The 25,798-nt window shown below is 71.1% G+C and carries 21 protein-coding genes; 6 read left to right on the top strand and 15 right to left on the bottom strand.

Annotated elements, in window-relative coordinates:
- Positions 1-30 precede the first annotated feature (30 nt).
- The gene (locus tag ACIRF9_RS39650) at positions 31-2,223 is read left to right on the top strand and encodes a discoidin domain-containing protein (RefSeq protein ID WP_403832707.1); all 2,193 of its coding nucleotides are present in this window, start codon (positions 31-33) and stop codon (positions 2,221-2,223) included.
- An 18-nt stretch (positions 2,224-2,241) separates the two neighbouring features.
- On the opposite strand, the gene ACIRF9_RS39645 is transcribed toward ACIRF9_RS39650, so the two are convergent.
- On the bottom strand, positions 2,242-3,129 hold the full coding sequence (locus ACIRF9_RS39645) for a LysR family transcriptional regulator (RefSeq protein WP_403832705.1): 888 nt from the start codon (positions 3,127-3,129) through the stop codon (positions 2,242-2,244).
- Between the two features lie 84 nt (positions 3,130-3,213).
- Between ACIRF9_RS39645 and ACIRF9_RS39640 the strand changes: the two genes are divergently transcribed.
- Positions 3,214-4,116, top strand: coding sequence for a PhzF family phenazine biosynthesis isomerase (locus tag ACIRF9_RS39640; protein WP_403832702.1), 903 nt, complete (start codon positions 3,214-3,216; stop codon positions 4,114-4,116).
- A 94-nt stretch (positions 4,117-4,210) separates the two neighbouring features.
- Here the strand turns inward: ACIRF9_RS39640 and ACIRF9_RS39635 are convergent, their stop codons facing one another.
- The 3 genes from ACIRF9_RS39635 to ACIRF9_RS39625 form a co-directional block, all read right to left on the bottom strand.
- The gene (locus ACIRF9_RS39635) at positions 4,211-5,746 is read right to left on the bottom strand and encodes a DUF4331 domain-containing protein (protein WP_403832700.1); all 1,536 of its coding nucleotides are present in this window, start codon (positions 5,744-5,746) and stop codon (positions 4,211-4,213) included.
- A gap of 91 nt (positions 5,747-5,837) precedes the next feature.
- Entirely contained in the window at positions 5,838-6,488 is a 651-nt protein-coding gene (locus ACIRF9_RS39630) for a GNAT family N-acetyltransferase (RefSeq protein WP_403832698.1), read from the bottom strand.
- A 94-nt stretch (positions 6,489-6,582) separates the two neighbouring features.
- The gene (locus ACIRF9_RS39625) at positions 6,583-7,995 is read right to left on the bottom strand and encodes a PLP-dependent aminotransferase family protein (protein WP_403832697.1); all 1,413 of its coding nucleotides are present in this window, start codon (positions 7,993-7,995) and stop codon (positions 6,583-6,585) included.
- 113 nt (positions 7,996-8,108) lie between these two features.
- Between ACIRF9_RS39625 and ACIRF9_RS39620 the strand changes: the two genes are divergently transcribed.
- Positions 8,109-9,008, top strand: a complete 900-nt coding sequence (locus ACIRF9_RS39620) for a PhzF family phenazine biosynthesis protein (RefSeq protein WP_403832695.1) — start codon at positions 8,109-8,111, stop codon at positions 9,006-9,008.
- A gap of 17 nt (positions 9,009-9,025) precedes the next feature.
- Positions 9,026-9,988: an ornithine cyclodeaminase family protein gene (locus tag ACIRF9_RS39615; RefSeq protein WP_403832693.1), complete on the top strand. Its 963-nt coding sequence runs from the start codon at positions 9,026-9,028 to the stop codon at positions 9,986-9,988.
- 28 nt (positions 9,989-10,016) lie between these two features.
- On the opposite strand, the gene ACIRF9_RS39610 is transcribed toward ACIRF9_RS39615, so the two are convergent.
- The 4 genes from ACIRF9_RS39610 to ACIRF9_RS39595 form a co-directional block, all read right to left on the bottom strand.
- The gene (locus tag ACIRF9_RS39610; RefSeq protein ID WP_403832692.1) at positions 10,017-10,541 is read right to left on the bottom strand and encodes a GNAT family N-acetyltransferase; all 525 of its coding nucleotides are present in this window, start codon (positions 10,539-10,541) and stop codon (positions 10,017-10,019) included.
- A gap of 103 nt (positions 10,542-10,644) precedes the next feature.
- Positions 10,645-10,848, bottom strand: a complete 204-nt coding sequence (locus ACIRF9_RS39605; protein WP_403832690.1) for a hypothetical protein — start codon at positions 10,846-10,848, stop codon at positions 10,645-10,647.
- A 483-nt stretch (positions 10,849-11,331) separates the two neighbouring features.
- Positions 11,332-12,249 carry a DUF6891 domain-containing protein gene (locus ACIRF9_RS39600; protein WP_403832689.1) on the bottom strand — a complete coding sequence of 306 codons (918 nt, stop codon included), beginning with the start codon at positions 12,247-12,249 and terminating at the stop codon, positions 11,332-11,334.
- A 69-nt stretch (positions 12,250-12,318) separates the two neighbouring features.
- Positions 12,319-12,993, bottom strand: coding sequence for a TetR/AcrR family transcriptional regulator (locus tag ACIRF9_RS39595; RefSeq protein WP_403832687.1), 675 nt, complete (start codon positions 12,991-12,993; stop codon positions 12,319-12,321).
- Positions 12,994-13,206: 213 nt separating this feature from the next.
- Between ACIRF9_RS39595 and ACIRF9_RS39590 the strand changes: the two genes are divergently transcribed.
- Both ACIRF9_RS39590 and ACIRF9_RS39585 read left to right on the top strand, forming a co-directional pair.
- Positions 13,207-14,517 (top strand): MFS transporter, encoded by a 1,311-nt coding sequence (locus ACIRF9_RS39590; RefSeq protein ID WP_403832684.1) that lies wholly within the window; start codon positions 13,207-13,209, stop codon positions 14,515-14,517.
- Between the two features lie 55 nt (positions 14,518-14,572).
- Positions 14,573-16,321 carry a glycoside hydrolase family 3 protein gene (locus tag ACIRF9_RS39585; RefSeq protein WP_403832682.1) on the top strand — a complete coding sequence of 583 codons (1,749 nt, stop codon included), beginning with the start codon at positions 14,573-14,575 and terminating at the stop codon, positions 16,319-16,321.
- 29 nt (positions 16,322-16,350) lie between these two features.
- On the opposite strand, the gene ACIRF9_RS39580 is transcribed toward ACIRF9_RS39585, so the two are convergent.
- The 7 genes from ACIRF9_RS39580 to ACIRF9_RS39550 all read right to left on the bottom strand — a co-directional run bounded on the left by ACIRF9_RS39580 (position 16,351) and on the right by ACIRF9_RS39550 (position 25,651).
- The gene (locus tag ACIRF9_RS39580) at positions 16,351-17,112 is read right to left on the bottom strand and encodes a hypothetical protein (protein ID WP_403832679.1); all 762 of its coding nucleotides are present in this window, start codon (positions 17,110-17,112) and stop codon (positions 16,351-16,353) included.
- 97 nt (positions 17,113-17,209) lie between these two features.
- The gene (gene gap, locus ACIRF9_RS39575; RefSeq protein WP_403832676.1) at positions 17,210-18,208 is read right to left on the bottom strand and encodes a type I glyceraldehyde-3-phosphate dehydrogenase; all 999 of its coding nucleotides are present in this window, start codon (positions 18,206-18,208) and stop codon (positions 17,210-17,212) included.
- Positions 18,209-18,330: 122 nt separating this feature from the next.
- A complete protein-coding gene (locus tag ACIRF9_RS39570) occupies positions 18,331-19,287 on the bottom strand; it encodes a GlxA family transcriptional regulator (RefSeq protein ID WP_403832674.1) in 957 nt (318 codons plus the stop codon).
- A 9-nt stretch (positions 19,288-19,296) separates the two neighbouring features.
- Positions 19,297-22,419 (bottom strand): alpha-mannosidase, encoded by a 3,123-nt coding sequence (locus ACIRF9_RS39565; protein ID WP_403832672.1) that lies wholly within the window; start codon positions 22,417-22,419, stop codon positions 19,297-19,299.
- Positions 22,420-22,455: 36 nt separating this feature from the next.
- Positions 22,456-23,352 (bottom strand): carbohydrate ABC transporter permease, encoded by an 897-nt coding sequence (locus ACIRF9_RS39560; RefSeq protein ID WP_403832671.1) that lies wholly within the window; start codon positions 23,350-23,352, stop codon positions 22,456-22,458.
- The gene (locus ACIRF9_RS39555) at positions 23,352-24,188 is read right to left on the bottom strand and encodes a carbohydrate ABC transporter permease (protein ID WP_403832670.1); all 837 of its coding nucleotides are present in this window, start codon (positions 24,186-24,188) and stop codon (positions 23,352-23,354) included. Before ACIRF9_RS39555 ends, ACIRF9_RS39560 begins: the two co-directional genes overlap by 1 nt.
- An 86-nt stretch (positions 24,189-24,274) precedes the next feature.
- Positions 24,275-25,651, bottom strand: a complete 1,377-nt coding sequence (locus tag ACIRF9_RS39550; RefSeq protein WP_403832669.1) for an extracellular solute-binding protein — start codon at positions 25,649-25,651, stop codon at positions 24,275-24,277.
- Positions 25,652-25,798: the final 147 nt, after the last annotated feature.

Here is a 25,798-nt window from a genome sequence, read left to right as displayed (position 1 = left end):
CCCGCACCCCCACCACGAAGGGATCAGCACATGCACAGCAGCCGCTTCAGACACGTCAGGCGCATGCCGGCCGTCGGTGCGGCTGTCGCCGTCGCCGTCGCCGTCGCCGTCGCCGCGGGCATGCTCGTCGCCGTCGCTCCGGCCGCCCACGCGGCGGCGGGCGCGAGTCTCCCCTTCACCTCCGTCGAGGCGGAGTCGGCGACCACCACCGGCACGAGGATCGGCCCGGACCACACGCAGGGCACCCTGGCCTCCGAGGCATCCGGACGCCAGGCCGTCCGGCTCACCTCCGGTCAGCGCGTCGAGTTCACCGCACCGGGCGCGTCGAACGCCGTGAACGTCGCCTACAGCGTCCCGGACGGCCAGTCCGGCACGCTGGACGTGTACGTCAACGGCACCAAGCTCGCGAAGACGATCGCGGTCACCTCCAAGTACTCGTACATCGACACCGGTTGGATCCCCGGCGCCAGGACGCACCACTTCTTCGACAACGCCCGCCTGCTGCTGGGGCAGAACGTCCAGGCCGGTGACAAGGTCGCCGTCGAGTCGACCGGCGTCCAGGTCACCGTCGACGTCGCCGACTTCGAGCAGGTCGCCGCGGCCGCCTCCCAGCCCGCCGGTTCGGTGTCGGTCACCGCCAAGGGCGCCGACCCGAGCGGCAACGGCGACTCCACCCAGGCGTTCCGGGACGCGATCGCGGCCGCCCAGGGCGGGGTGGTGTGGATCCCACCGGGCGACTACAAGCTGACGTCGTCCCTCGGCGGGGTGCAGAACGTGACCCTGCAGGGCGCCGGCAACTGGCACTCCGTCGTCCACAGCTCCCGTTTCATCGACCAGTCCAGCTCCTCCGGCAACGTCCGCATCAAGGACTTCGCGGTCCTCGGCGAGGTCACCGAGCGCGTCGACTCCAACCCGGACAACTTCGTCAACGGGTCCCTGGGGCCCGGGAGTTCGGTCTCGGGGATGTGGCTCCAGCATCTCAAGGTCGGCCTCTGGCTGATGGGCGACAACGACAACCTGGTCGTCGAGAACAACCGCATCCTCGACACCACCGCCGACGGCCTCAACCTCAACGGCAACGCGCGCGGGGTCCGCGTCCGCAACAACTTCCTGCGCAACCAGGGCGACGACGCCCTCGCCATGTGGTCGCTGTACTCCCCGGACACGAACTCCAGCTTCGAGAACAACACCATTTCGCAGCCCAACCTGGCCAACGGCATCGCGATCTACGGCGGCACGGACATCGCCGTGCGGAACAACCTGATCTCCGACACCAACGCCCTGGGCAGCGGGATCGCGATCTCCAACCAGAAGTTCCTCGACCCCTTCTTCCCGCTGGCCGGCACCATCACGGTCGACGGCAACACCCTGGTGCGCGCGGGCGCCATGAACCCCAACTGGAACCACCCCATGGGCGCGCTGCGGGTCGACTCCTACGACAGCGCGATCAACGCGTCCGTCGCCATCACCAACACCACGATCACGGACAGCCCCTACAGCGCCTTCGAGTTCGTCTCCGGAGGCGGCCAGGGCCACCCCGTGCGGAACGTCACCGTGGACGGCGCCACGGTGCGGAACACCGGCACGGTCGTCGTCCAGGCCGAGGCCCAGGGCGCGGCGGTGTTCCGCAACGTCACGGCGACCACCGTGGGCGCGGCGGGCGTCTACAACTGCCCGTACCCGGCCGGCTCCGGCACGTTCACCCTCACCGGCGGCGGCAACTCCGGCTGGAGCAGCACCTGGTCGGACTGCTCGACCTGGCCCCAGCCCGGCCAGGGGAACCCGGACCCCGACCCCAACCGCAATCTCGCCAAGGGTCGCCCGGCCACCGCGACCGGCTCGCAGGACGTCTACACCCCCGGCAAAGCGGTCGACGGCGACACGAACAGCTACTGGGAGTCGACCAACAACGCCTTCCCGCAGTCCCTGACCGTCGACCTCGGCTCCTCCTACTCCGTACGCCGTCTGGTGCTGAAGCTGCCCCCGTCCTCCGCGTGGGGCGCGCGGACCCAGACCATCAGCGTGCTGGGCAGCAACGACGGCTCCGCGTACTCGACGGTGGTCGGCTCCACCGGCTACCGCTTCGACCCGGCCACCGGCAACACGGCCACCGTGTCCCTGCCCGACGGCACCGCTCTGTGGTACCTGCGGCTGTCCGTCAGCGCCAACACCGGCTGGCCGGCGGGGCAGTTCAGTGAGGTGGAGGCGTATCTGACTCCGTGACGTCCATCAGGGGGCCCGTCAGCCGGAGAAGTGCCGTACGAGCTCCTCGGTGAAGACCTGTGCGGCCGGTGCCGTCCATCGCCTGCGGTGGCGGGCCAGCCGCACGGGAACGTCCGCGAACCGCGGGCCGGGTACGTGCTCCAGCCGGCCCTGGCGCAGGTGCTCCTCCACGGTCGTGAGCGGCAGCAGGGTCAGTCCCAGGCCGGCGGCGACGCAGGAGCGCGCGGCGTCCACGCTTCCGAAGCGGGTCAGCCGCGGCCGGGCACCGGGCACGGCGAGCAGCCGTCGCTCCAGCTCGTCGCTGTAGGAACAGCCCTGCTCCAGCAGGAAGAAGTGCTCCGCGGCGAGGTCCGCCCAGGTCGCCGGTCGGGCACGCGCGGCGAGCGGATGCCCGGGAGCGCACAGGAGGGCGAGGGGTTCGGAGGCGACGGGCTCGGTCGTCACCTCGGGGAAGTCGGCCTCGTCGTCCAGCAGGAGCGCCAGGTCGAGGCGTCCGGACCGCACCCCCTCGACGCACTCCGCCGTGCCGGCCGCGTCCAGGTGGATCTCCACCTCGGGGTGGCTGGTGCGCAGGGCGGCGATCACTGCGGGCAGCCGGGTGGAGCAGAGCGACTCGGGGGTGCCGACGGCCACCCGTCCCCCCACGGTCCCCTCGCCCTCGCCGGCGGCCCTCAGCCGGGCAACGGCGTCGAGGACGTCCTCGGCCCTCTCCAGCAGCCGTCGGCCGGATTCGGTGAGCAGCGCGCCCGCGGGCAGGCGGTCGAAGAGCCGGGTGCCGAGCTCCCGTTCCAGGGTGCGGATGTGCACGGTGACGGTGGACTGGGCCAGGTGCAGCTCGGCGGCAGTGGCGGTGAAGCTGGCCGTGCGGGCGAGTGCGGTGAAAGTGTGCAGCAGTCGGGTGTCCACGGGAGCCAGGCTATGCGATATCCCGATCGACGGGATCGATGTTCATCGTTGGACTCGATGGGCGTGGGATGACAGCGTGGAGCCATGACCACCGACGTGAGCGGGAGCGACCCCGTGAACCACTCCGAGCCGCCCGCCGAGACCCTGCGCTACTCGGCCTTCACCCACGATCCGGCGGGAGGCAACCCCGCCGGGGTGGTGCTCGACGCCTCCGGGCTGGACGAGGCGGCGATGCTCGCGCTCGCCGCCGAGGTCGGCTACTCCGAGACGGCCTTCGTCACCGAGCGCGACGACGCCGCGCGCCGGTTCCGGGTGCGCTACTTCAGTCCGCTCGCCGAGGTGGCCTTCTGCGGACACGCGACCGTCGCGCTGGCCGTCGCCCTGGCCGAACGGCTGGGCCCGGGCGAGATCGTCCTGGACACCCCCGCGGGCGAGGTTCCCGTGACCACCAGGGTGGACGGCGAAGGTGCCGTGCTGGCCACGCTCACCAGTGTTCCGACCCGTTCCCGTCCCGCCACGAGCGGCGAGCTGGACGCGACGCTGAAGGCCCTGGGCTGGGTGGCCGACGACGTGGACCCGGCCCTGCCGCCGCACGTGGCGTTCGGCGGCAACGACCACCTGGTGCTGGCCGCCGCCACCCGGGAGCGTCTGGCGGACCTGGACTACGACTTCGACGGCCTCGCCGACGTGATGCGGCGTCACGACTGGACCACCGTTCACCTGGTGTGGCGCGAGTCGCCGGAGCGCTTCCACGCCCGTGACCCGTTCCCCGTGGGCGGTGTGGTGGAGGATCCGGCGACCGGGGCGGCGGCCGCGGCGTTCGGCGGCTACCTCCGCACGGTGGGGCTCGTCACCGGCCCTTCCAGGATCACCATCCGCCAGGGAGAGGACATGGGCCGTCCCAGCGACCTGCTCCTCGACGTGGACCCACAGGTCACCCGCGCCCGCGTCACGGGCCAGGCGGTGGCGCTCTCCGCGGATCAGTAGGAACCAAGCGCCGACCGGGGCGGATGCCGACAGAAGAGGGCGGGGGTCCGTCTCGCTGACCCCCGCCCTCTCTCGGTGTCTCGTGCGGTGCCGCTCAGTTCGGCCGCTGCGTGCGCCGACGCCACCACGCCAGACCCACGCCGATCAGCAGGATTCCCACCGCGCCCGAGGCCGCCGACGCGGCGATCAGGCCGGTGTTGCGCATGCCGTCGGCGGAGTCGGCCGGCTGCAGGGCGTCGCCCAGCTGGTTGCGGACGTCGTTGCCACCGGTCGTGCCCTTCGCGAGCGGGCCTCGCGAACCGGCCACGGGCTCGGCCAGGTAGGGGAAGGAGTCGCCGAACTTCTGGTCGTTGACGTCGACCGCGTCACCCAGGTCGTTCTTGGAACCGACCAGCTCACCCTCGACGACCTGCAGCGAGATGTCCACGACGTCATCGGTGAGCCGGCGCCCGTTCGGGAAGCCCGCGTTGTCGCCGTCGAGCACACCGAGCCGTTTCGGCGCGGCGGCCGGCTTGATCGAGGTGTTCAGGCGCAGCATCTCCGCCGGTCGCACGTTCGGCGGCTGGTTGAGGCCCTTGACGCCCTTGAGGAAGACATCGACGAGATCGTTGCGTGGTTCCGCGGGTGCCTTGATCTTGTAGACCGCCTCCATGAGCTTCGGCAGTTCCGGATTGGTCACGTTCTTCAGGAACTGGCCGTCGTTCCACGGCGAGTCCGCGTTGAACGTGTCCTTGTCCTTCAGCGGGTTGACGACCTCGTTGACCAGCGGGTTGCCCAGACGGGAGACCTGCTGGTAGGAGCCCTGGGCGTTCTTTCGCTGGGTGGTCGACCAGATGCCGACGACCGGCTGGCTCTTCGACTCGGTGATCATGTCGGTGGGCAGTTGCAGGGCGATCGAGTTGACGTTGTAGCCCTTGAGGGTGTCGTTGCCGACCTCGGAGAGGTCACCGCCGTACAGCAGGTCGAACACGCGCAGGTCCAGGAAGAACGGGTCGTCCGCCTGGCCGGCGAACGTCCGGGCGCCGTCGGCGAGCTTACGGACGGCCTGCGAGCGCAGCTTGCCGTAGTCCGGCATCGACGCCTTGCCGACGTTCGACGGAGCCACCGGTAGGTCGTCGCCGAGCTTCGTCCTCGACACGACCTGCTGGTCGCGCAGCTTGATCAGCTCGATGTCGTAGGTCTGTGTGACGTTCAGGTCCGGGTCGTCCAGGCTGGTGACCGGGCCCGTGTTGTACAGGAACGTCTTCTTGGACTTCGTGTGTGTCTTGAAGGTGTAGCGCAGGAGCAGTTCGCCCTGCGCGTCACCGTTGTTGTCGATGTGGATGTCGTACTGGGCGTCGTCCGCGAACGTGTAGAAGTTCGGGCCGCCCGCCGGGTCCTCGAACGGGATCCAGTTCGCGATGATCGTCGTCGTCTCCGGATGGTCCGGACTGACGAAGGCGTACACGTCCGTGTTGTCGTACCGGGGTTGTCCCGAGATCAGCGGGGCCTCCCGGTGACTGGAGGCGGTGGCCGCCCCCGGTTCCAACGTGGCCACACCGGCGGCTGCGAGTCCCCCGGCGGCCAGTGCACCCGTGATGAGGGTCGCGAGGCCCCTGCGCCCCGCACCGCTCCTGGAGATAGGTGTCATACCGTCCGTCCTCCGTGCCAACTTCCCTGACACCCGAGGATTCGGAACAGCCCGCCCTGAGGATTGGTGAATATTGACTGATCTGACCGACCTATCGGTGGATCTGTCGATTGATCTCCACTCTCCCGGCCGTCCCGCCCGCGGGGCGCCACATGGTGGTGACGACGTGCCCGGTGGCGACGGTGATCCGGTCCCGGGGGACGAAACCGACGCTCTCGTACCGCTCGAGGTTGGCGGGGTTGGACGACTCGAGGTAGGCGGGCGCACCGAGTGCGTCGATCCGGGCGAGGCTGTCGGCCAGCAGGCCCATGCCCAGCCCCTGTCCACGGTGCCGGTCGTGGGTGCCCAGGATGGTGAGGTAGAAGTGCTCCTCACGGGGGCGAGCGGCCGCGAACTGCTCCGAGACGCTCAGGACCGCCGCGACTTCCTCCGGGCTGGCGACCTCTGCCAAGAGGTGCTCCAGGCCGGTCTCCTCCTCGGGTGACAGTTCGTCCTCGCCCGGCGGGATCCACACGGCGACGGCTTCGACGTTCCGGGTGACGAGCGTCCAGGAGTGACGCAGCGCCGCCGTCGCGAAGAGGCGCCACATGGGCATGATCCGCGCGGCGCGCGAGCGTTCGTCGGGGAAGACGGGGCCCCAGAGCGGGTCGTGGAAGAACGCCGTGGTCAGGGTGTCGACGATGGCTTCGATGTCCGCGGGGGCCGCCACCCGTACGGGGACGCGGGGATGCGTGGTGGTCATCTGCTCACCTCTGTTCGGGCATGTGTACGCCCCGACGTTACGGCCGGACCGCCCTCCCCTTCATGGACCAATCCCGATGCGGCGGCCCAGCCGCTCAGTGGTCGTGGGCCGTGGTGAGCCGGTCGACGGCGGTGTCGAGTGCCTCGGTGGGCAGGGTGAAGGGAAGCCGCAGGTAGCGGTCGTGGGCTCCGTCCGGCGAGTACTGGCTGCCGGGGGTGAGGAGGAGGCCGTGGTGGGCGGCGTCCGCCGCCAGTCGGCTCGAGGTGGTGTCGAGGAGTTCCAGCCACAGGGACAGGCCGCCCTGCGGGGGCCGGAAACGGCACCACGAAAGCGCGCTCAGCCGGGAGACCAGGTGGTCGCGCTGGGCTCTGAGCCGGTCCCGCCGGTGCGCCAGCACCTTTTCCCGGTGTTCCAGGAGGTGGAGGGCGATCACCTCGTTGAGCGGGGACGGCGCCAGCGCGGCCGCGAGAGGGTGCGCCGACAGGCGGGCGACGACGTCGGGATGTGCCCGGATCCAGCCGATGCGCAGGCCCGGCCACAGGGACTTGCTCAGGGATCCGACGGTCAGCACACCTCGGTCGCCGGCGCGCGTGGTGAGGCGGGCGGGCGGAGGTTCCGCGTCGCGCAGGTCGAGGTCGCGCGTGGTCTCGTCGACGACGAGGAGGGTGTCGTACGAGCGGATGCGGCGCCGGAGGTCGTCCCGCTGCTCCTCGCTCATGAGCAGGCCGGTGGGGTTGTGGAAGTCGGGGATCAGGTAGGCCAGGGCGGGGCGGGCCGTGCGGAGGGTGTGGTCGAGCGCGGGGACGTCCCAGCCGGAGGGGGCGAGGGGCTGGGCGATCGGTCTCGCTCCGGCGGACCGGAACGCGGTGAGCGCGCCGGGGTAGGTGGGCGAGTCGGTGACGACGCGGCTGCCGTGGTGGAGAAGGGCCGCGCAGAGCAGGTGGAGCGCGGCGTCGGCCCCGCTGGTCAGCAGCAGGTGCCGGCTGTCCGTGGGAAGGCCCTGGGCCGTGTAGGTGTCGGCCAGGGCGGTGCGCAGTCGTGACGGGCCGCCCTGCGTCGGCGCGCCGGGCAGAAGGGTCGTGTGGAGGCTGTCGGCCGCGGCGTGGACCGCTTCGAGCAGCTCGTCGAACGGGGCGGCCGGCTCGGCGATGGTCAGGTCCAGCGCGGCGCCGTCCCTGCCGCCCCGGCCGAGGTCGCTGGACCATGGCGCGAGGCGGTCGCGCAGGTGCGGGGGCAGGGCGGTGGTGCTGCCGGATCCGGTGCGGGTGCTGATCAGTTGCTCGGTGCGCAGGAACTGGTAGCAGGTGGTCACGGTGCCGCGGGCGAGACCCAGTTCGGCGGCCAGGAGGCGTTCGGCCGGCAGTTGTACGCCGAGCGGCAGGCGGCCGTCGTGGATCGCCTTCTCGACGGCGTGCGCCAGCTGCCGTGCCACGGAGGCGCCGCCCACGCGCCAGTCGCCCAGCAGGCGGGCCAGTTCCGAGGCCGGGATGTGGCGGGTCACCTGCACGTGGGCCACCTTACCCGGATTGGCCCATGCCCGGCCGAGCGGACGGCCCTAGCGTCGGCGGTGACCGGCCATGACCGCAGCGGTGGCCGGCCACGATCCCCAGGAGAGAGCACGTGCCCCTCAGCTTCCGACACGTCGACGTGTTCGCCGCCACGGCGTTCACCGGCAACAGCCTCGCCGTGGTCCCCGACAGCGGAGGTCTGTCCACCTCGCAGATGCTCGCCATCACCCAGGAGCTGCGCCACTTCGAGACGATCTTCCTGAGCCGCGCGGAAGACGCGGAGGAGAAAGGCGCCCCGGAAACGGTCCGGGCCCGCGTGTTCGACCTGTTCGAGGAGCTGGACTTCGCGGGCCACCCCGTCCTGGGCGCGGCGGCCGTGCTGCACGAGCAGGAGGACGCGCCCGGCGCCCGGCACTGGACCTTCCAACTGCCGGGAAAGACGGTCACGGTGACCACACGGCGCACCGAGCGCGGGTACCACGCCACCCTGGACCAGGGCAGACCCGAGTTCGGCGCGACCCTCTCCACCGCTGACGCCCACGAGGTGGCCGGGGCCCTCTCCCTGCCGGCGGAGGCACTCGCCGAGCTTCCCCTCGAGGTGGTCTCCACCGGGCTGAGGTATCTGATCGTCCCCGTACGCGGCCACCTGGCCGCCGCAAGGATCGTCCACGACGACTTCGCGGAGCTGCTCGCCCGGCACGGGGCACAGTTCGTCTACGTCGTCGACGTCGACGCCCGTGAGGGCCGGCACTGGAACAACGACGGAATCCTGGAGGACGTGGCGACCGGCAGCGCCGCCGGCTGCGTCGGGGCGTATCTCGCGGGGCACCGGGTCGTGCCCGTGGGGAAGGAATTCGTGCTGCACCAGGGCCGGTTCGTCGGCCGCCCGAGCCGGATCACCGTCCTTCCCGAGGGCCTGCCCCGGGATCTCACCAACATCCGGGTCGGTGGCGACGTCGTCATGGTGGCCCGGGCCACCCTCGACACCGTCCCCCAGCCGGCCGGTCAGTGAAGGTACAGCGACTTCCCATGCCCCAGCACCTGCTCCACAGCGCGTCCCGGATCCGCGAGGCCGTGGACATCGCCGACCTGATCGAACCCGTCGCCGAGGCGTTCATCGCGTTCAGCGGCACGGACGGCGCCCAGGCCCCGGTCATGGTCCTCCCGCTCGGCGACGGCGCCGACTCCCACATCAAGGCCGCCCACCTGCCCGGCCGACGTCCCTTCGTCGTCAAGGTGGCCAACTGGTTCCCCGGGAACAGACGTCAGGGCCTGCCCGAGGGCGGCGGTTTCGTCGCTCTCTTCGACGCGGCGACCGGAGCCGTCACCGCCGTCCTCGAGGACGAGCACCATCTGTCCGACGTCCGCACCGCCGCGGCGGGCGCCGTCAGCGCCCGGGCCCTCGCCCGGCCCGACGCCACCCGTGCGGCCGTCCTGGGAACCGGCAGACAGGCCTACCTCCAGGCCCGCGCGCTCACCCACGTCCGGCCCGTCCGGCACCTCACCGTCTGGGGACGCGACCCCCGCAAGGCGGCCGACCTCGCCGCCCGCCTCCGACAGGAACTGCCGGACACCGACACCACGCCGACCCCGGACGCGGAGACGGCCGTACGGCATGCCGACATCATCGTCACCGCCACCGCCTGCACCACCCCCGTCCTGCACGGCGCATGGCTCGCCGAGGGCGTGCACATCACGGCCGTCGGCGCCGACGACGCCGTCAAGCGCGAACTGGATGGTGCCTGTCTGCGCCGCGCCACCGGGGTGTTCGTCGACAGCCGGGACCTCAACCTCCGCTACGGCGATCTGCGCGCCGCCATCGCGCACGGCGAGGCAACCCCGCACCGCATCGACGGCGAACTCGGCGACGTACTCTCCGGTCGCGTTCCGGGCCGCCGCTCCCCGGCCGACATCACCATCGCCAAGCTCATCGGCATCGGCGCCCAGGACCTCACCACCGCCGAAACGGCCCTAGCCCTGCTGGCCCCGTGACACCAGGGACGCGCCCACACCCGACGAGCTACTGGTCCGACGACAACTCGAACACCCGCACTCGCCGACCGCCGGTGGGACTGACGGTCTCACGGGCCAGATGCATCCCCAGTTTGGTCATGATCCGTTCGGAGGCGTCGTTGCCCACTTGAGCGATGCTGACGATCCGCTCCAGCCCTCGCTCTTCGAACCCGAACCGTACCGCGGCCGCAGCGGCCTCGGTGGCCAGGCCCTGCCCCCAGTGGGACCGTCCCAGCCGCCAGCCGACCTCGACCGCCGGCAGTACCTCCGGCAAGAAGTGCGGCACCGAAAGGCCGGTGAACCCGGCCAGCTCACCAGTGGACCGGATCTCCACGGCGAACAGGCCGAAGCCCTGTGACTCCCACTCGCTCTCCCATGCCTGGATCCCGCTGCGAGTCTGCTGTTCGTCACGGACGCTGCCGTCACGGATCCACCGCATGACCTCGGGGTCGGCATGGACGGCAGCCATGGGCGCGACGTCTTCCTCGCGCCAGCGACGCAGGATCAGACGGGGAGTCTCCAGTGTGACCATCCAGTCATTCTGGATCACACATGCCGCTGGGCGCGCGCCGCGCCCGCCACGGCCAGGCCGAGCAACACGATGACGGTCGGGCGGGCCAAAACGCTGAAGACCCTCACCGGGCCGGAGTCACGGCCTCCGCCGTCTGCGCGGGCTTCGCGTCCGCCGGAACGTCCGTGTCCGAGGAGCCGGACGTGTAGGCCGTGTGCGTCGTCCGGGCAGCGGCGGGATCCGCCGCGGCGGAAGCGGCGTGGGCCGTGACGGCCGCGCCGACGGCCGGCGCGGTGCCCACGACCGAGAGGCCCGGTGCGGCGCGCACCCGGCCCGTACGGAGGCTGCGGGTTACGCTCCGCGTCTACGGCGACGAGAGGGAGGCGATCGTGGGAGCGGAGCTGTCGAGTCCACCGAGACCCTGGTTGAGAGGGATCGGGTTCGGTGTCCTCTTCGGAGGGGTGACTTCAGTGGTCTCCGTTGCCGCCATCGGGCGGGCGTGGGCCGCTTGCGACATCGGCGGCAACGCTGCGGCCAACAGCATGACCTTGCTCTTGCTCGCCCCTCTCCTATGGATTGCGGCCGCCGTTCCGTGGCTGGTCCTGCAAGGCACTCTTGGCAGACGTCATCGAGGGGCCGCACTGACCGCAGGGCTCGTCTTCACCCTGTGGTTCACCTGGTTCCTCGTGACATGGCTCGGCATGCCGGACTCCTACCCCGCCCCAGGGTGCCCGGACAACGTCCCACCCTGGTGGCCGAGTTTCCTCCCCGCATGACCGGAGATCGTCCCGCCCCGGCGCGCTGACACCCCCTAACCGACCAGGCGGCGGCGCCAGTCCAGAGGGGTGATCTTGATGGCCCGGGTGGGGTCGTTGTCCCACTCGGTGGGGAGGCCGACCGCTTCGAGGGCGGTCACCACCTCCTGGCCGACGGCGGCGGTGGTCTCGGTGGAGCCGTCGAAGCCGCCGTAGAGGAGCATCAGCCCCTGGCCGCCGGCGGCGGAGTCGGTGCACTGGGTGTGGAAGTAGACGAAGCCGCGGGCGTCGGGCTCGGCCTCGGCGCCGATCTCGGCCTGACCGCAGCTGCGGCAGCAGGTGAAGTTCTCGCGGGCGGTGATACCGGCCTCCTCCAGGGCGGTGAACGCCCGGGTGAGCCGCTCGGGGTCGGTCTCGCCCTGCCATGCCGCCTGCTCCGCGACGCGCTCCAGCCACATCCGGTCGACCAACGCCTGCGCCTGCTCGCGCGAGACCGGCCGGCGGTCCCCGCTGACCAGGTAGTCCTCGGCCAGTTCGGCCAGTTCGTCACGGGTGTCGTATCCGCCGACCAGCACCTCGCGGACCCGCCTCTCCAGCTCCCGGCGCTCGTCCTCGTCGAGTTCGAGCGGCGGCACCTCCCGGGCGGGGCCCATGTCCAACGGCGACCAGGCCCGGCCGCTCTCCCAGCCGTCCTCCCGGCGGGCCCAGCCCGTCATCGCGGCGATCACCGCCTCGGGCGTGTCCACCATGACCTGGAAGTGCCGGTCGGCGGCGCCGTCGCGGTGCTCCAGCGTGTAGTCGCCACCGGCCTCGTGCCAGACCTGGGTGAAGACGTCGGGCAGGTCGGGTATCCGCTGGACCACCAGGAAACGGTCGCCGTCACCGCCGATCCGCCGGACCAGCCCGGCCAGCTCCTCGGCCGACACGCGCACGTGCCGCTCCCCGTTCTCCGTCTTCACCACGATCTCGAGCATGCGCAGACTCTGGCACACCCCACTGACACCACGCCCCCACCACAGCGCGCCCCACCACCCCCGAATCGGCTACCCGCCCGCCGCCGGCCGCTCCGGCAACCCCGTCCCCGCCGTCGTGATGGACCGCAGCAGCCGTTCGGCATAGGCATGGAAGCGGGTCGGCATGTCGAAGCCCTTGGGGTCGAGGACCCACTGGAGCTGCAGCCCGTCCATCACCGCGGCCGTCTCCGCGGCCACCCCGACGACATCCGTGCCCTGCCTCAACTCGCCGCTGTCCACGGCCCGTTGCAGCGAGTCGGACATGACCGAGACGAGCTCGGTGTAGCGCCGGACGAAGTAGGGGTGGGCGGGGTGGCCGGGGTCGCCGGCCTCGGCGGCGAGGACGTTGAACATCCGGGTGCGGCCGAGGCGGGCGGCGTTGTACTCGGTCAGCCGGAGCAGGTTCACGTAGCACTCGGTGGCCGTGGCGAAGTCCTCACGGAAGAACCTCTCCGAGTCCTGCTGCTCGGTGCGTTCGAGGACCTGCACGAGGAGGTCCTCCTTGCTGCGGAAGTGGTGCAGCAGCCCGCCCTGGGTGATGCCCACGTCCTTGGCGATCCGGGCCAGGGAGGAGGCGTGGAAGCCCCACTGGGCGAAGTGCTCGACGGCGGCGTCCAGGATGCGCAGCCGTCGCTCGTCGCCCACGGAGTACGTCCCGCGGCCTGCGGCTTTGCCGCCGGTCCTGCCGTTTTCCTTCTGCTCCATGGCGGTCACCATAGCCCGCGCACAGACTGCTCCTTCGTGCGGTGCGGCACATCACGAGGCCGGTGATTACACGTGTAAGTCACTTATTTTTCAAGCCATGTGCAGAGTGATTCAGGCCACTTGACCAAAACCTAGTACCCACTCGGTTTTGCTGCTTCCCTGATCGGGCCGGTGCGGCGAAGATGCCGCCCCCGTCCCCCATGGAGAGCCGCCATGGCCCTGAGCCACGACGCCCCGCTCGGTGAGTCGACCTCCCCATCGACCGCCGCGCCTGCCGCGCAGTCCATCCCCGCCGACGCCTCCCCCAAAGCCCCCGCCACCCTCGTTCTGACCCTCGCGTTCGCCCAGTTCGGCGCCTATCTCGCCGTCCTCACGCCGGTCATGGTCACGCTCGCCCTGCGGGTCAGCCAGATCGTGCCGGAGGCGGACCGGGGTGCCGCTCTCGGCCAGGTGCTGTCCGTCGGCGCGCTGCTGGCGATGCTCGGCAACCCGGTCTTCGGCGCCCTGTCCGACCGCACCACCAGCCGCTTCGGCCGCCGCCGCCCCTGGCTGGTGGGCGGGATGGCCGCCGGGCTCGCCGGGCTCCTCGTCGTCGCCCTCGGCGGCAGTGTGCCGGTGCTGGTGTTCGGCTGGGCCGTCGCCCAGCTCGGCATCAACGCCACCCTGGCCGCCCTGACCTCCTGCATCCCCGACCTGATCCCGCCGCAGCAGCAGGCCCGGGTCTCCGGCGTCATCGGCATCACGACCTCGCTGGCGATGATCGGCGGTTCGGCGCTGGCGCAGGTGTTCAGCGGCTCGATGGCCCTGGCCTTCCTGGTGCCGGGCGTCATCGGACTGGCCGCCGTCGTCTGCCTCGCGGTCGTCATCAAGGACCGGCCGGCCCGGGCCGGCGCCTTCGCCCCGTACAACCTCAAGGAGTTCCTGCGCAGCTTCTGGGTGAACCCGCGCAGGCACCCCGACTTCGCCTGGAACTTCGCCGGCCGCTTCCTGGTCTTCACCGGCGCCTCCTGCGTCACCAGCTACCAGGTGTACTTCCTGATGGACCGCCTCGGCTACGACGACACCGCGGTCACCGGGAAGGTCCTGGTCGGCACCCTCGCCATGGTGGTCGCGATCGCCGCGGGCTCGCTGCTCGGCGGTCAGCTCTCCGACCGCTCCGGCCGCCGCAAGCCGTACGTGCTGGGCTCCTCCCTTCTCATGGCGGTCAGCCTGGCGATGATCGCCTCCGCGCAGGGCTTCGGGATGTACGTCGCCGCCCTGGTCGTCTTCGGGTTCGGCGAGGGCCTGTACCTCTCCGTCGACATGGCGCTGGCCGCCGCGGTGCTGCCCAACCCCGAGGAGTCCGCCAAGGACATGGGGGTGCTGAACATCGGCAACGCCCTCCCCCAGTCCCTGGTCCCCATCGTCGCCCCCGCGTTCCTCGCGATCGGCGGCGGCGGGAACTACGGCGCGCTGTTCCTCTTCGGCGCCGTCGCCGCCGTACTGGGCGCGCTCGCCGTCCAGTTCATCCGCTCGGTCAAGTAGGCCCACGGCCGGGCGGCCGTACCCCACCCCGGCCCCCACGTACAAGGAAAACCGGATGACCACCCCCGCGTACCGCGATCCGAACCTGCCCGTCGACGAGCGCGTCGAGGACCTGCTGGCCCGGATGACCCTGGAGGAGAAGGCGGGCCAGCTCTTCCACACGATGCTGACCATGACGCCGGACGGCGGCCTCGCCGAGGAGGGCCCGTTCCTCCGGTGCGGCACCACCGAACTGGTCACGGGACGCCATCTGACCCACTTCAACCTGCTGGGTCAGGGCGACGCCCGCGCGATGGCCCGCTGGGCCAACCGGATGCAGGAACTGGCCGCGGACACCCGGCTGGGCATCCCCGTCACCCTCTCCACCGACCCCCGGCACGCCTTCACCGACAACCCGGGCGCCTCCTTCAACTCCGGGGCGTTCTCGGCCTGGCCCGAGCCGCTGGGCCTGGCCGCGATCGGTGACGCGGAGTTGGTGGAGAAGTTCGCCGATACGGTCCGCCGCGAGTATCTGGCGGTCGGCTTCCGGGTCGCCCTGCACCCGCAGATCGACCTGGCGACCGAGCCGCGCTGGTCGCGCCAGTCGGGCACGTTCGGCTCCAGCGCGGAGGTCAGCGGCGCGCTGGCGGCCGCGTACGTACGCGGGCTGCAGGGCCCGCGGCTCGGCCCGCGGTCCGTCGCCGCGATGGTCAAGCACTTCCCGGGCGGCGGACCCCAGAAGGACGGGGAGGACCCGCACTTCCCGCACGGCAAGGAGCAGGTCTACCCGGGCGGCATGCGCGAGTACCACCTGGCGCCCTTCCGCGCGGCCGTCGAGGCCGGGTGCTCGCAGATGATGCCGTACTACGGGCAGCCCGTCGGCACCGACTGGGAGGAGGTCGGCTTCGGCTTCAACAAGGACGTCCTCACCGGCCTGCTGCGCGAACGTCTGGGCTTCGACGGCATCATCTGCACCGACTGGGGTCTGCTCAGCGACGCCGAGATCCTGGGCGAGCCGGCCGAGGCGCGTGCCTGGGGCGTCGAGCACCTGAGTGTCGCCGAGCGCGCGGCGAAGGCGTTGGACGCCGGTACCGACCAGTTCGGCGGGGAGCAGTGCCCCGAGGTGATCGTGGAGCTGGTGCGCTCCGGCCGCGTCGCGGAGGAACGGATCGACGCCTCCGTACGGCGGCTGCTGCGCGAGAAGTTCCTCCTCGGGCTGTTCGAGAACCCGTACGTCGACCCGGACCGCGCCGAGGAGACCGTCGGGGCCCGTGAGTTCACCGCCCTGGGCGAGGCGGCCCAGCGCCGCTCGCTCACCGTCCTCACCAACAACGGCCTGCTGCCCCTCGGCGGACGCCCCGACCTGTATGTCCGGGGACTGGGCCAGGAAGCGGCCGCGGCCTACGGCAACGTCGTCACCGACCCGGCCGACGCGGACATCGCCGTCCTGCGGCTGCGCACCCCGTACGAACAACGGCCCGGCGCCTTCGAGTCGTTCTTCCACGCGGGTTCCCTCGCGTTCCCCGACGAGGAGCTGAAGGAGATCCTCGGGGTGCTCGACACGGTGCCCACGCTGGTGTGCGTCACCCTCGAACGGCCCGCCGTCCTCCCCGAGATCGCGGAACGCGCGGCCGCCCTGGTCGCGGACTACGGCGCCTCGGACGCGGCCCTCCTGGACGTGGCCTTCGGCCGGGCCCGCGCCGAGGGCCGCCTCCCGTTCGAACTGCCGCGCTCCATGGCCGCCGTCGAGGCCGCCCGGCCCGACGTGCCCAACGACACCCAGGACCCGGTCTTCGCGTACGGCCACGGCATCGATCTGCCGTAGGCCACGGGGCCGCGGTGGGGCGCGGCCCGTCACCGGGGCTGGAGCAGGTCCTCCAGCCCCGCGTGCCATCCGACGAGCAGACCGTCGACGACTTGGTCGTTGTGCTCCTTGGTCTCCCACAGGGAGATCTGGGCCTGCTCGCGCCCGACCTGCCACTCACGCTCCGAGTCGCGGAGGAACCCCAGGGCGTTGGTGACTTCGCCGCGGTCGAGGGAGGCGATCTCCTTGCCGGCGAACTCGCGCACCCAGTGGGAGTCCCGGTCGAAGTCGTACAGGAGCGGAGGTCTGTCCCCCATGGGCTGTGCGGCGAAGCAGAGACGTCCGTCGACCGTGAGGAAGACGATCAGGAACCACGTGGCACGGCTGGAGACGTCGCCCCGGTCGTAGCGGGTGATCTCGAACATCACGCCGTGCTCGGCCCGGTCGCCGGTCAGCGGGTGCAGGATCGGGATCTGCCAGCCGGCGACGGTGGACGGGGGCGTCGGCTCGGGCGTCGGGGCCATGCCGTTCAGGGCGTCCTTGAAGTCCGCGAAGCGTTCCCGCCAGGTCGGACGTTGCCAGGACGGGCGTCCCTGCTGGGCCGGTTCGACCGGGCCCAGCAGGGCTTCACGGGTCGGCACTCCAGCGGCTCGCAGCCGTTGTGCCGCCGTTTCGGCGAAGTCGCGCACCCCTTGCCGGAATTCCGCCGCGGCCCTGTCCACCGCGGCCTTCTGCGCGTCGCGCGCGGATTGCGCCTGCTGCCCCCGTGCGCGCAGCGCCTCGGCCTTTCTGCGGATCTCCTCGTCGTCCACGGACGCACCCCTCCCCCATGCGGAAGAGGCCAATGTAGCCGCAGCCGTTCCGGTTGTCCGCTGTTGTGCCGTTTTGATCACGGCACGCCCCGTGCGGTCAGCCTGCGGCGAGGAGCTGCAGGGTGTCGATGACCCGGTTGGAGAAGCCCCACTCGTTGTCGTACCAGGCGACCACCTTGATGTGGCGGCCGTCGACGCGGGTGAGGGCGGAGTCGAAGATCGACGAGGCCGGGTTGCCCGTGATGTCGGAGGAGACGAGAGGGTCCTCCGAGTACTCGAGGACGCCGGCGAGCGGACCCTCGGCGGCGGTGCGGTAGGCGGCGAGGACCTCGTCGCGGGTCACGTCGCGGGCGACGGTCGTGTTCAGCTCGACGATCGAGCCGACCGGGACGGGCACGCGGATCGAGTCGCCGGACAGCTTGCCGTCGAGGTTCGGCAGGACCAGGCCGATCGCCTTGGCGGCGCCCGTCGTGGTCGGCACGATGTTGACGCCGGCGGCGCGGGCGCGACGGGGGTCGCGGTGCGGGCCGTCCTGGAGGTTCTGCTCCTGCGTGTAGGCGTGCACGGTCGTCATGAAGCCGTGCTCGATGCCGGCCAGCTCGTCGAGCACCGCGGCCAGCGGGGCCAGCGCGTTGGTCGTGCAGGAGGCGTTCGAGACGATCGTGTGCAGCTCCGCGTCGTAGGCGTCGGTGTTGACGCCGTACGCGAGGGTGACGTCGGCGCCGTCCGAGGGGGCGCTCACGAGGACCTTGCGCGCGCCCGCGTCGAGGTGGGCGCGGGCGTCCTTGGCGGAGGTGAAGCGGCCGGTCGCCTCCAGCACGATGTCGACGTCGAGCGCGGCCCACGGCAGCTGCGCCGGGTCACGCTCGGCGAGCACCTGGATCCGGCGGCCGTCGACGACGAGCGCGCCGTCCTCGACGGTGACCGGGCGGCCGAGGCGGCCGGACGTCGAGTCGAAGGCGAGCAGCCGGGCGAGGGCGGTCGGCTCGGTGAGGTCGTTGACGGCGACGATCTCGAGGTCGCTGTCGCGTTCGAGGAGCGCGCGCAGCACGTTGCGTCCGATGCGGCCGAATCCGTTGATGGCGATGCGAGTCATGAGTGATGTCCCTTTGTCTCTGCGGTCGCCACCAGCCTCGCGTGCGGCGGCCACCCGTGGCCGGGGCGTGAGCGCCATGGTTCGCAAGGATCTCGCCAAGCGCGCTGCCCGGCTGTTCCCGCCTATTCGCCGCGGGTGAAGGTGCGCCGGTACTCGCTCGGGGTGGTGCCGAGGATCTGCTGGAAGTGCAGCCGCAGATTCGCGCCGGTGCCGAGCCCGACGTCGCCCGCGATCTGCTCGACGCCGCGCTCGGAGCGCTCCAGCAGCTCCCGGGCCCGGTCGATGCGGGCGCGCATCACCCACTGCATGGGGGTGTAGCCGGTGTCCTCGACGAAGCGGCGCGAGAAGGTGCGCGCGGAGACCGCCGCGTGGCGGGCGAGCGTCTCCAGGGTGAGGGGTTCGTCGAGGCGGTGCAGGGCCCATTCACGGGTGGCGGCGAACCGTTCGCCCAGCGGCTCCGGCACACTGCGCGGCACGTACTGGGCCTGGCCGCCGCTGCGGTAGGGCGCCGCGACCAGGCGCCGGGCGGCGTGGTTGGAGGCGGCCACGCCGAGGTCGCCGCGGAGGATGTGCAGGCAGAGGTCGATGCCGGAGGCGGCGCCGGCCGAGGTGAGCACGCTGCCCTCGTCGACGAACAGGACGTTCTCGTCGACCTGTACGAGGGGGTGTTTCGCCGCCAAGGCCCGGGAGTAGTGCCAATGGGTCGTGGCGCGTCTGCCGTCGAGGAGGCCGGTGGCGGCCAGCGCGAAGGCGCCGGTCGAGATGGCGGCCAGCCGGGCACCGCGGCTGTGGGCGGCGAGCAGCGCGTCGACGACCTCCCGCGGCGGGTCCTCGCGGTCCGGGGACCGGTAGCCGGGGATGAAGACGATCTCGGCCCAGGCGAGTGCCTCCAGGCCGTGCGCCACGTGGTACGACAGCCCGTCGCCGCCGGTGACGAGGCCGGGTTCCGCCCCGCACACCCGCACCTCGTACGGCATGCTGGCGCGGGTGGTGAACACCTGCGCGGGGATGCCGACGTCGAGCGGCTTGGCGCCTTCGAGCACGAGGACGGCGACGCGTCGGAGGCGGGAGGGCGGCACGGGGACAGCCTACGGGGTGGGGGTGCTCGGGCTTCGATCGTCACGTTGTCGATCAGGGCTGACATCGGGTCCGTCCGAGCGGCGCAGACGGAGGGTCAGGATCTGGAAGGGGCGCAGGGTGAGGCGGATCTCGCCGTCGGCGATCCGGTGGCTCGCCGGGTCGGGCAGGGGGCGTTCCAGCAGGTCGGTCGTCCCGGCGGAGGCGAGGGGGAAGCCGGGGGTGAGGGTGGCGCGGGCGCGGACGCCCTCGGACTCGTAGAGGCGGACGACGACGTCTCCGCTGCGGTCGTCGGCGAGTTTGACGGCCTCGATCACCACGCCCGGGTGGTCGACGGTGACCAGCGGGGCGACCGGGGTGCGGCCGGGCCGGGTGCGCTCGGGGAGGTTGAGGCGGTAGCCCTCGCGGACGGCGTCGGCGAGGTCGGCGCCGATCAGCAGGGCGTAGCGCAGCCGGTGGACGCCCTGGTCCTGGTCGGGATCGGGGAAGCGGGCGGACCGCAGCAGGGAGAGGCGGACCGTGGTGGTGGTGCCGCCGTCGGGGCGGACGTCACGCGTGACGTCGTGGCCGTAGGTGGAGTCGTTGACGAGGGCGGCGCCCCAGTCGCGTTCGCCGACGTGGAGGAAGCGGTGGGCGCAGATCTCGAACTTGGCGGCGTCCCAGCTGGTGTTGATGTGGGTGGGGCGTTGGACGTGGCCGAAGGGGATCTCGGCGGTGGAGTGCGCGGCCCGCACGTCCAGGGGGAAGGCGGCCTTGAGGAGCTTCTCGTGTTCGTGCCAGTCGACGACCGTGTCGACGAGCAGGCGCCGTGAGCCGGCCGGGAGGGTGAGGGTCTGCTCGATCCGGGACGCGCCGAACGACCGTACGACGCGTATGGTGCCGTCCTCGGCGGCGGTGACCGAGTCGGCCTCGGTGAGGTCGCGTACGGAGTTGCGGTAGAAGGCGTCGATGTCCCAGGCGTCCCACTGGTTGGGGAAGTCCTGGTGGAGCTGGAGGAGGTTCGCCCGGGCGCCGGGGGCGAGTGCCTCGCGGTCGGCGGTGATGTCGTAGGCGGAGGTGATCAGGCCGTCGGTGGCGTCGACGGTGAAGCGGACCAGGCCGTTGTCGAGGAGGAGGCTGTCGGGGGTGATGACCGGGGCCACCGGTGTGCAGGGGTCGGTGGGGCGCACGGCGGCGCCGAGGCCGGGGACGTCGGCCCTGGTGTGCGGGGCGGCGTTGAAGACCAGGGTGTCCTCGCCGTCGCCCGCCAGGGTCCGCTGTGCCGCGTCGATCAGGCCCTCCAGCTCCCGGGCGACGGCCGCGTAGGTCTCCTCCGCCTCCCGGTGCACCCAGGCGATCGAGGTGCCGGGGAGGATGTCGTGGAACTGGTGGAGCAGGACCGTCTTCCACAGGCGGTCCAGGGCGTCGTACGGGTACGGGTGTCCGTGCCGTACGGCGGCGGTGGCGGCCCACAACTCGGCCTCGCGCAGGAGGTGTTCGCTGCGCCGGTTGCCCTGCTTGGTGGCGAGCTGGCTGGTGAGGGTGCCCCGGTGGAACTCCAGGTAGAGCTCGCCGGACCAGACGGGGGCGCCGCCGGCCGCCTCGTACTCGGCGTGGGCGCGGGGGAAGAAGTCGGCGGGGCCCTCGACGGCGATGCGCGCGGAGCCCTCCAGGTCGGCCATGCGGGCGGCACGGGAGAGCATCTCCCGGGTGGGGCCGCCGCCGCCGTCGCCGTAGCCGAACGGGATGAGGGAGCTGTTGGAGCCGGCCTTGTCCTGGAAGTTCCGTACGCTGTGGGCGACTTCGGCGCCGGAGAGTTCGCCGTTGTAGCTGTCGACGGGCGGGAAGTGACTGAAGATCCGGGTGCCGTCGATGCCCTCCCACCAGAAGGTGTGGTGCGGGAACTTGTTGGTGGTGTTCCAGGAGATCTTCTGCGTGAGGAACCAGCGCACCCCGGCGAGCTTCATCAGCTGCGGCAGGGCGGCGTTGTAGCCGAACGTGTCCGGCAGCCACATCTCCTCGGTCTCGACGCCGAACTCCTCGAGGAAGAACCGCTTTCCGTGGACGAACTGGCGGACCAGGGCCTCGCCGCCGCTGATGTTGGTGTCGGGCTCGACCCAGAGGCTGCCGGTCGGCAAGAACTGCCCGGTCTTCGCCTTCTCCAGGGCGCGGGCGTAGACCTCGGGGCGGTGTTCCTTGAGCCAGGCGAGCTGCTGCGCCTGGGACATGACGAACTTGAACTCCGGGTGGTCGTCCATGAGTCGGGTGACGTTGGAGACCGTGCGGGCGACCTTGCGGACGGTCTCGCGCAGCGGCCAGAGCCAGGCGGTGTCGATGTGGGCGTGGCCGACGGCGGAGACGCGGTGGGCACTGGCGTGCGCGGGAGCGGCGAGGGCGGGGGCCAGTGCGGCGCGGGCGGCTTCCGCGCTGCCGCCGATGTCCTGCAGATCCACTGCGTCCAGGGCGTGTTCGGCCGCGCGGAGCAGTTGCCAGCGGCGCGGGGAGTCGGGGGACAGTTCGCGCATGAGCTGGTCGAGGACGTCGAGGTCCTGGACGAGTTCGTACACCGGCCGGTCGATGACCGCGAGGTCCAACCGCCGTAGCCGGTACAGGGGTTCGCCCGGGTCGGCGGCCGGGTCGCCGAGCCAGGGGGCGCGACCGCCCACCGAGGTGGGGCCGAAGGTGAGTTCGCCGGGCGCGGTGTGCATCACGACCGGGTTGGCGGCGGCCTCGATGTACGCCGTGAACTCCTCTCCCCCGACAGCGGATTCGCTCACCGGCAGCCAGGTGTTGCGGGGGTTGAGGGCCTTCACGGCGGTGCCGTCGGCGCGGTAGACGAGGCCTTCGGCGGAGAAGCCGGCCGAATGGGTGGCGAAACCGAGGTCGAGGACGGCCTCGACGGGCAGTCCGGCCCAGTCGGCGGGAATCGTGCCGCTCACCTTGAACCAGCTGGTCGTCCAGGCCGGGCCCCAGCGGTCGCCCGTCCGTGCCGGGCGGTAGGGGGCGGCCAGGCCCTCGCGTACGGGCACGGGTTCGCCGGGGACGTCCCAGACGTCGACGCGCAGCGGGACGGAGCGGGCGTGGACGGCGGGCCGTATGCGCTCGTCGAGCACCCGGCGCAGCCGCTGCTCGGTGAGTTCACGGTCGTTGTGCATGGCTGTGTTCTCCGTGGGGGGTTGCGTAGGGGGTGCTCATCCCTTGAGCGCGCCGCCGAGGGCGAAGCCGCCGCCGAGTTTGCGGGAGAGCAGCAGATAGAGCATGACGACGGGCAGCGAGTAGAGGAGCGAGAAGGCGGAGAGCTGTCCGTACTGGGTCTGGTCGTGGGCGCTGAGGAAGGTGAACACGCTGACGGACGCGGGGAGTTTCTCCGGGGACAGCAGCAGGATGAAGGGGACGAAGAAGTTCCCCCACATGCCGATGAAGGTGAAGATGGTGACCACGGTGACGCCGGGGCGCATCAGCGGCAGGACGACCCGCCACAGCACCTGCATCGCGTTCGCGCCGTCGATGCGGGCCGCCTCCTCCAGGACGATCGGCACGCCGTCCATGAAGTTCTTCATCAGCCAGATCCCGAACGGCAGCGCGGAGGCGGCCAGGAAGAGGGTCGTGCCGGGCATCGAGTCGATCAGGTCGACCTGCACGAACATGCTGTAGACCGGGATCATCACGGCGGTGATGGGCAGTCCGGTGGAGAACAGGATCGTGTAGAGGAACGGGCGGCGCAGCCGGGAGCGGTAGCGGGAGAGCGGGTAGGCCGCGAGGACCGAGACGACGACCGTGATCAGGGTGCCGAAGCCGCACAGCAGCAGGCTGTTGAGCATCGGCCGGTAGGTGGTGTCGACGTTGAGGACCGCGTCGAAGTTGTCGAGGGTCAGCGTGTCCGGCCACTTCAGACGGAAGGTGTTGAGGTCGCTGACGGAGGCGAGGGCCATCCACAGCAGCGGCAGGACGTACGTCACCGACACCGCCAGCAGGACCAGGTTCACCCCGAGCCGGCCGAGGCGGGAGCGGCGCCGGAGGGACGCGGGGCGGGCGGCGGTCCGGTCGCGGCGGGCGGAGCCGGTGCGCGGCTTGACGGCGACGGCCATCACTCGTCCTCCAGTCGGAGCAGCCGGATGTACACGGCGGAGAAGAGGGCGCCGACCACCAGCAGGACGAGCGCGATGGCGGTGCCGTAGCCGATGAGGCTGTTCTGGAACGCCTGTTGGTACATGAACACGGGGAGGGTCTCGCTCTTGTTGCCGGGGCCGCCGCGGGTCATGGTGTAGATCAGGCCGAAGACGGAGAGCGTCTGGAGCGTGATCAGCATCAGGTTGGTCAGGATCGACCGCCGGATCACCGGCAGGGTGACCCGCCACAGCCGCTGCCAGGGGCCGGCGCCGTCCATCTCTGCGGCTTCGACGAGTTCCCTCGGCACGTCGTTGAGGGCGGCGGAGAAGACCATCATCGAGAACGCGGTGCCGCGCCAGACGTTGGCGAGGCAGACCGCCAGGATCGGCAGGGTGTAGAGCCAGTTCTGCCGTGGCAGGTGCAGGGTCTGGAGGAGGGAGTTGAGGGATCCCTGGTCGTAGAAGAAGGCGTACATGAGGTAGCCGGCGACCACCTCGGGCAGCACCCAGGCGGCGATGACCACGCCGTTGGTGAGCGAGCGGACCGGCTTGGAGGCCTTTTCCATCAGGACGGCGAGGGCGAGTCCCAGGGTGTTCTGGCCGACGACGGCGGAGCCGACCACGAACACCAGGGTGAGGCGTACGGCGTTGAGGAAGTCGGAGTCCTCGAAGGCGCGGGTGAAGTTGTCGAGGCCGGTGAAGTGGGTGCCGGTGGCGCCGGTGAGCTGCATGTCGGTGAAGGCGTAGTACACGCAGTAGGCGATCGGGCCGGCGAGGAAGACGGCCAGCAGGACCACCGCCGGCAGGAGCGGCATGCCCCTGAGCAGGCCGCGGACGGGCGCGGGGACCCCGCGGGACCGGCGGTGGCCGTCGGTCCCGCGGGGAGCTTGGGCGAGTGCGGTCACGAGGTGCCCTTGACGGTCTTGTCGTCGCCCACGGCGGCGGCCACGTCGCTGTCGTAGGTGGCGGCGGCCTTGTCGACCGAGGCCTGGCCGGTGGTCACGGACTCCATGGCCTTCTGGATGGCGGTCGAGACCTGGTTGTAGGCGGGCAGGCCGGGGCGGTAGTGGGTGTCGGCCACCAGAGCCGTGAAGAACTCGTTGGTGGGGACGGCCTTCAGATACGTGGGGTCGGTGGCGACGTCGGTGCGGGTGGCGATGGTGGCGTTGAGGGCGTTCCACTTCGCCGAGTTGGTCTTCGTCTGGATCGACTCCAGGAACTTCCAGGCGAGGTCGGGGTTGCCCGCCTTCGCGGGGATCGACCAGGCCCAGCCGCCTGACATCGATGTCTTGCCGGGCGCCTGTCCGTTCTGCGTCGGCATGGCCGCCGTACCCATGGTGCTCTGCCATTCGCTCCACGGCTTGGCGCTGGTCGATCCCCAGTTGTTGGGCATCCAGGAGCCGTCGATGTCGATGGCGAGCTTGCCCTCGGGGATCAGTTCGGTGCCGACGGTGGTGCCGAAGTTGGCGCCGAGGGCCTGGTCCACGGACGGGCCGAGCTTCTCGCTGAAGACGGTGTGGACGAACGTCAGCGCGTCCTTGAAGCCCTGGCTGCCCACGACCCACTTCTTCTGGCTCGCGTCGTAGAGGGACTTGTCGCCGGCCGGGGTGCCGTAGAGGAGCATCTCGAAGCCCTGCATGGAGGAGGCCTCGCCGCCGGCGGTGCCGGTGTAGATGTTCAGCGGGGTGACACCGGAGAGCTTCGCCTTGATCTTTCTGGCGGCGGCGAGGACGTCGTCCCAGGTCTTCGGCTGCCAGGGGACGGAGATCCCGGCCTTGGCGAGGAGCGTCTTGTTGTACCAGATCCCGCGGGTGTCGGTGTTGTCCGGGACGCCGTACACCTTGCCGTCGGAGGCGCCGGTGACCGCGCCCTTGGCCGCGGTGGCGTACTGGGACCAGTCGGCCCACTTGGCGGTGTAGGTGTCGAGGGGCTTGAGGTAGCCGCCCGCGATGTCGGAGTTGATCAGCGCGGTGTCCTCGTAGATCAGGTCGGGGGCGGTGGAGGGCGACCGCATCATGAGCTGGATCTTGGTGTAGTAGTCGTTCTCGGAGGCGGTGACCGGGACGAGGTTCACCTTGGTGCCCGGGTTGGCCTTGGTGAACTCCTTCACCATCGAGGCGAGGTAGTTCGCCTGGAGCTTGTTGCTGCTGTTGAGGTTCTGCCAGTAGACGACCTTGATCGACTTGCTCGAGCTCCCGGAGGAGCCCGAGCCGCAGCCGGTGGCGGCCAGGGCGGTGGCGGCGGTCAGGGCGGTGGCGATGACGAGTTTCGAACGCACTGTGGTTCCTCCGGAACGGAAAACCTGTGGGAAGCCGCGAGGGGCGCGGTCGCGACGGCTCGTTCCGGGCGACGCCTCCCTTGCGCCGCCCTGCGCGACCGGCCCGTTCGACCCGGTTCAGTGGGCGACAGCTAAATCCAATGGATG

Origin of the sequence: Streptomyces sp. NPDC096132, from assembly GCF_044763345.1 — a bacterium.
Classification (GTDB): Bacteria; Actinomycetota; Actinomycetes; order Streptomycetales; family Streptomycetaceae; genus Streptomyces.
The sequence above is the reverse complement of the archived record's forward strand: the minus strand, read 5'-3'. Positions and strand labels throughout refer to the sequence as shown.

Coding starts and splice junctions, on each gene's coding strand:
- ACIRF9_RS39650 (WP_403832707.1), top strand. CDS start 31: ATGCACAGCAGCCGCTTCAGACACGTCAGGCGCATGCCGGCCGTCGGT.
- ACIRF9_RS39640 (WP_403832702.1), top strand. CDS start 3,214: ATGACCACCGACGTGAGCGGGAGCGACCCCGTGAACCACTCCGAGCCG.
- ACIRF9_RS39635 (WP_403832700.1), bottom strand. CDS start 5,746: ATGACACCTATCTCCAGGAGCGGTGCGGGGCGCAGGGGCCTCGCGACC.
- ACIRF9_RS39630 (WP_403832698.1), bottom strand. CDS start 6,488: ATGACCACCACGCATCCCCGCGTCCCCGTACGGGTGGCGGCCCCCGCG.
- ACIRF9_RS39615 (WP_403832693.1), top strand. CDS start 9,026: ATGCCCCAGCACCTGCTCCACAGCGCGTCCCGGATCCGCGAGGCCGTG.
- ACIRF9_RS39610 (WP_403832692.1), bottom strand. CDS start 10,541: ATGGTCACACTGGAGACTCCCCGTCTGATCCTGCGTCGCTGGCGCGAG.
- ACIRF9_RS39600 (WP_403832689.1), bottom strand. CDS start 12,249: ATGCTCGAGATCGTGGTGAAGACGGAGAACGGGGAGCGGCACGTGCGC.
- ACIRF9_RS39595 (WP_403832687.1), bottom strand. CDS start 12,993: ATGGAGCAGAAGGAAAACGGCAGGACCGGCGGCAAAGCCGCAGGCCGC.
- ACIRF9_RS39590 (WP_403832684.1), top strand. CDS start 13,207: ATGGCCCTGAGCCACGACGCCCCGCTCGGTGAGTCGACCTCCCCATCG.
- ACIRF9_RS39585 (WP_403832682.1), top strand. CDS start 14,573: ATGACCACCCCCGCGTACCGCGATCCGAACCTGCCCGTCGACGAGCGC.
- gap (WP_403832676.1), bottom strand. CDS start 18,208: ATGACTCGCATCGCCATCAACGGATTCGGCCGCATCGGACGCAACGTG.
- ACIRF9_RS39565 (WP_403832672.1), bottom strand. CDS start 22,419: ATGCACAACGACCGTGAACTCACCGAGCAGCGGCTGCGCCGGGTGCTC.
- ACIRF9_RS39560 (WP_403832671.1), bottom strand. CDS start 23,352: ATGGCCGTCGCCGTCAAGCCGCGCACCGGCTCCGCCCGCCGCGACCGG.
- ACIRF9_RS39555 (WP_403832670.1), bottom strand. CDS start 24,188: ATGCCGCTCCTGCCGGCGGTGGTCCTGCTGGCCGTCTTCCTCGCCGGC.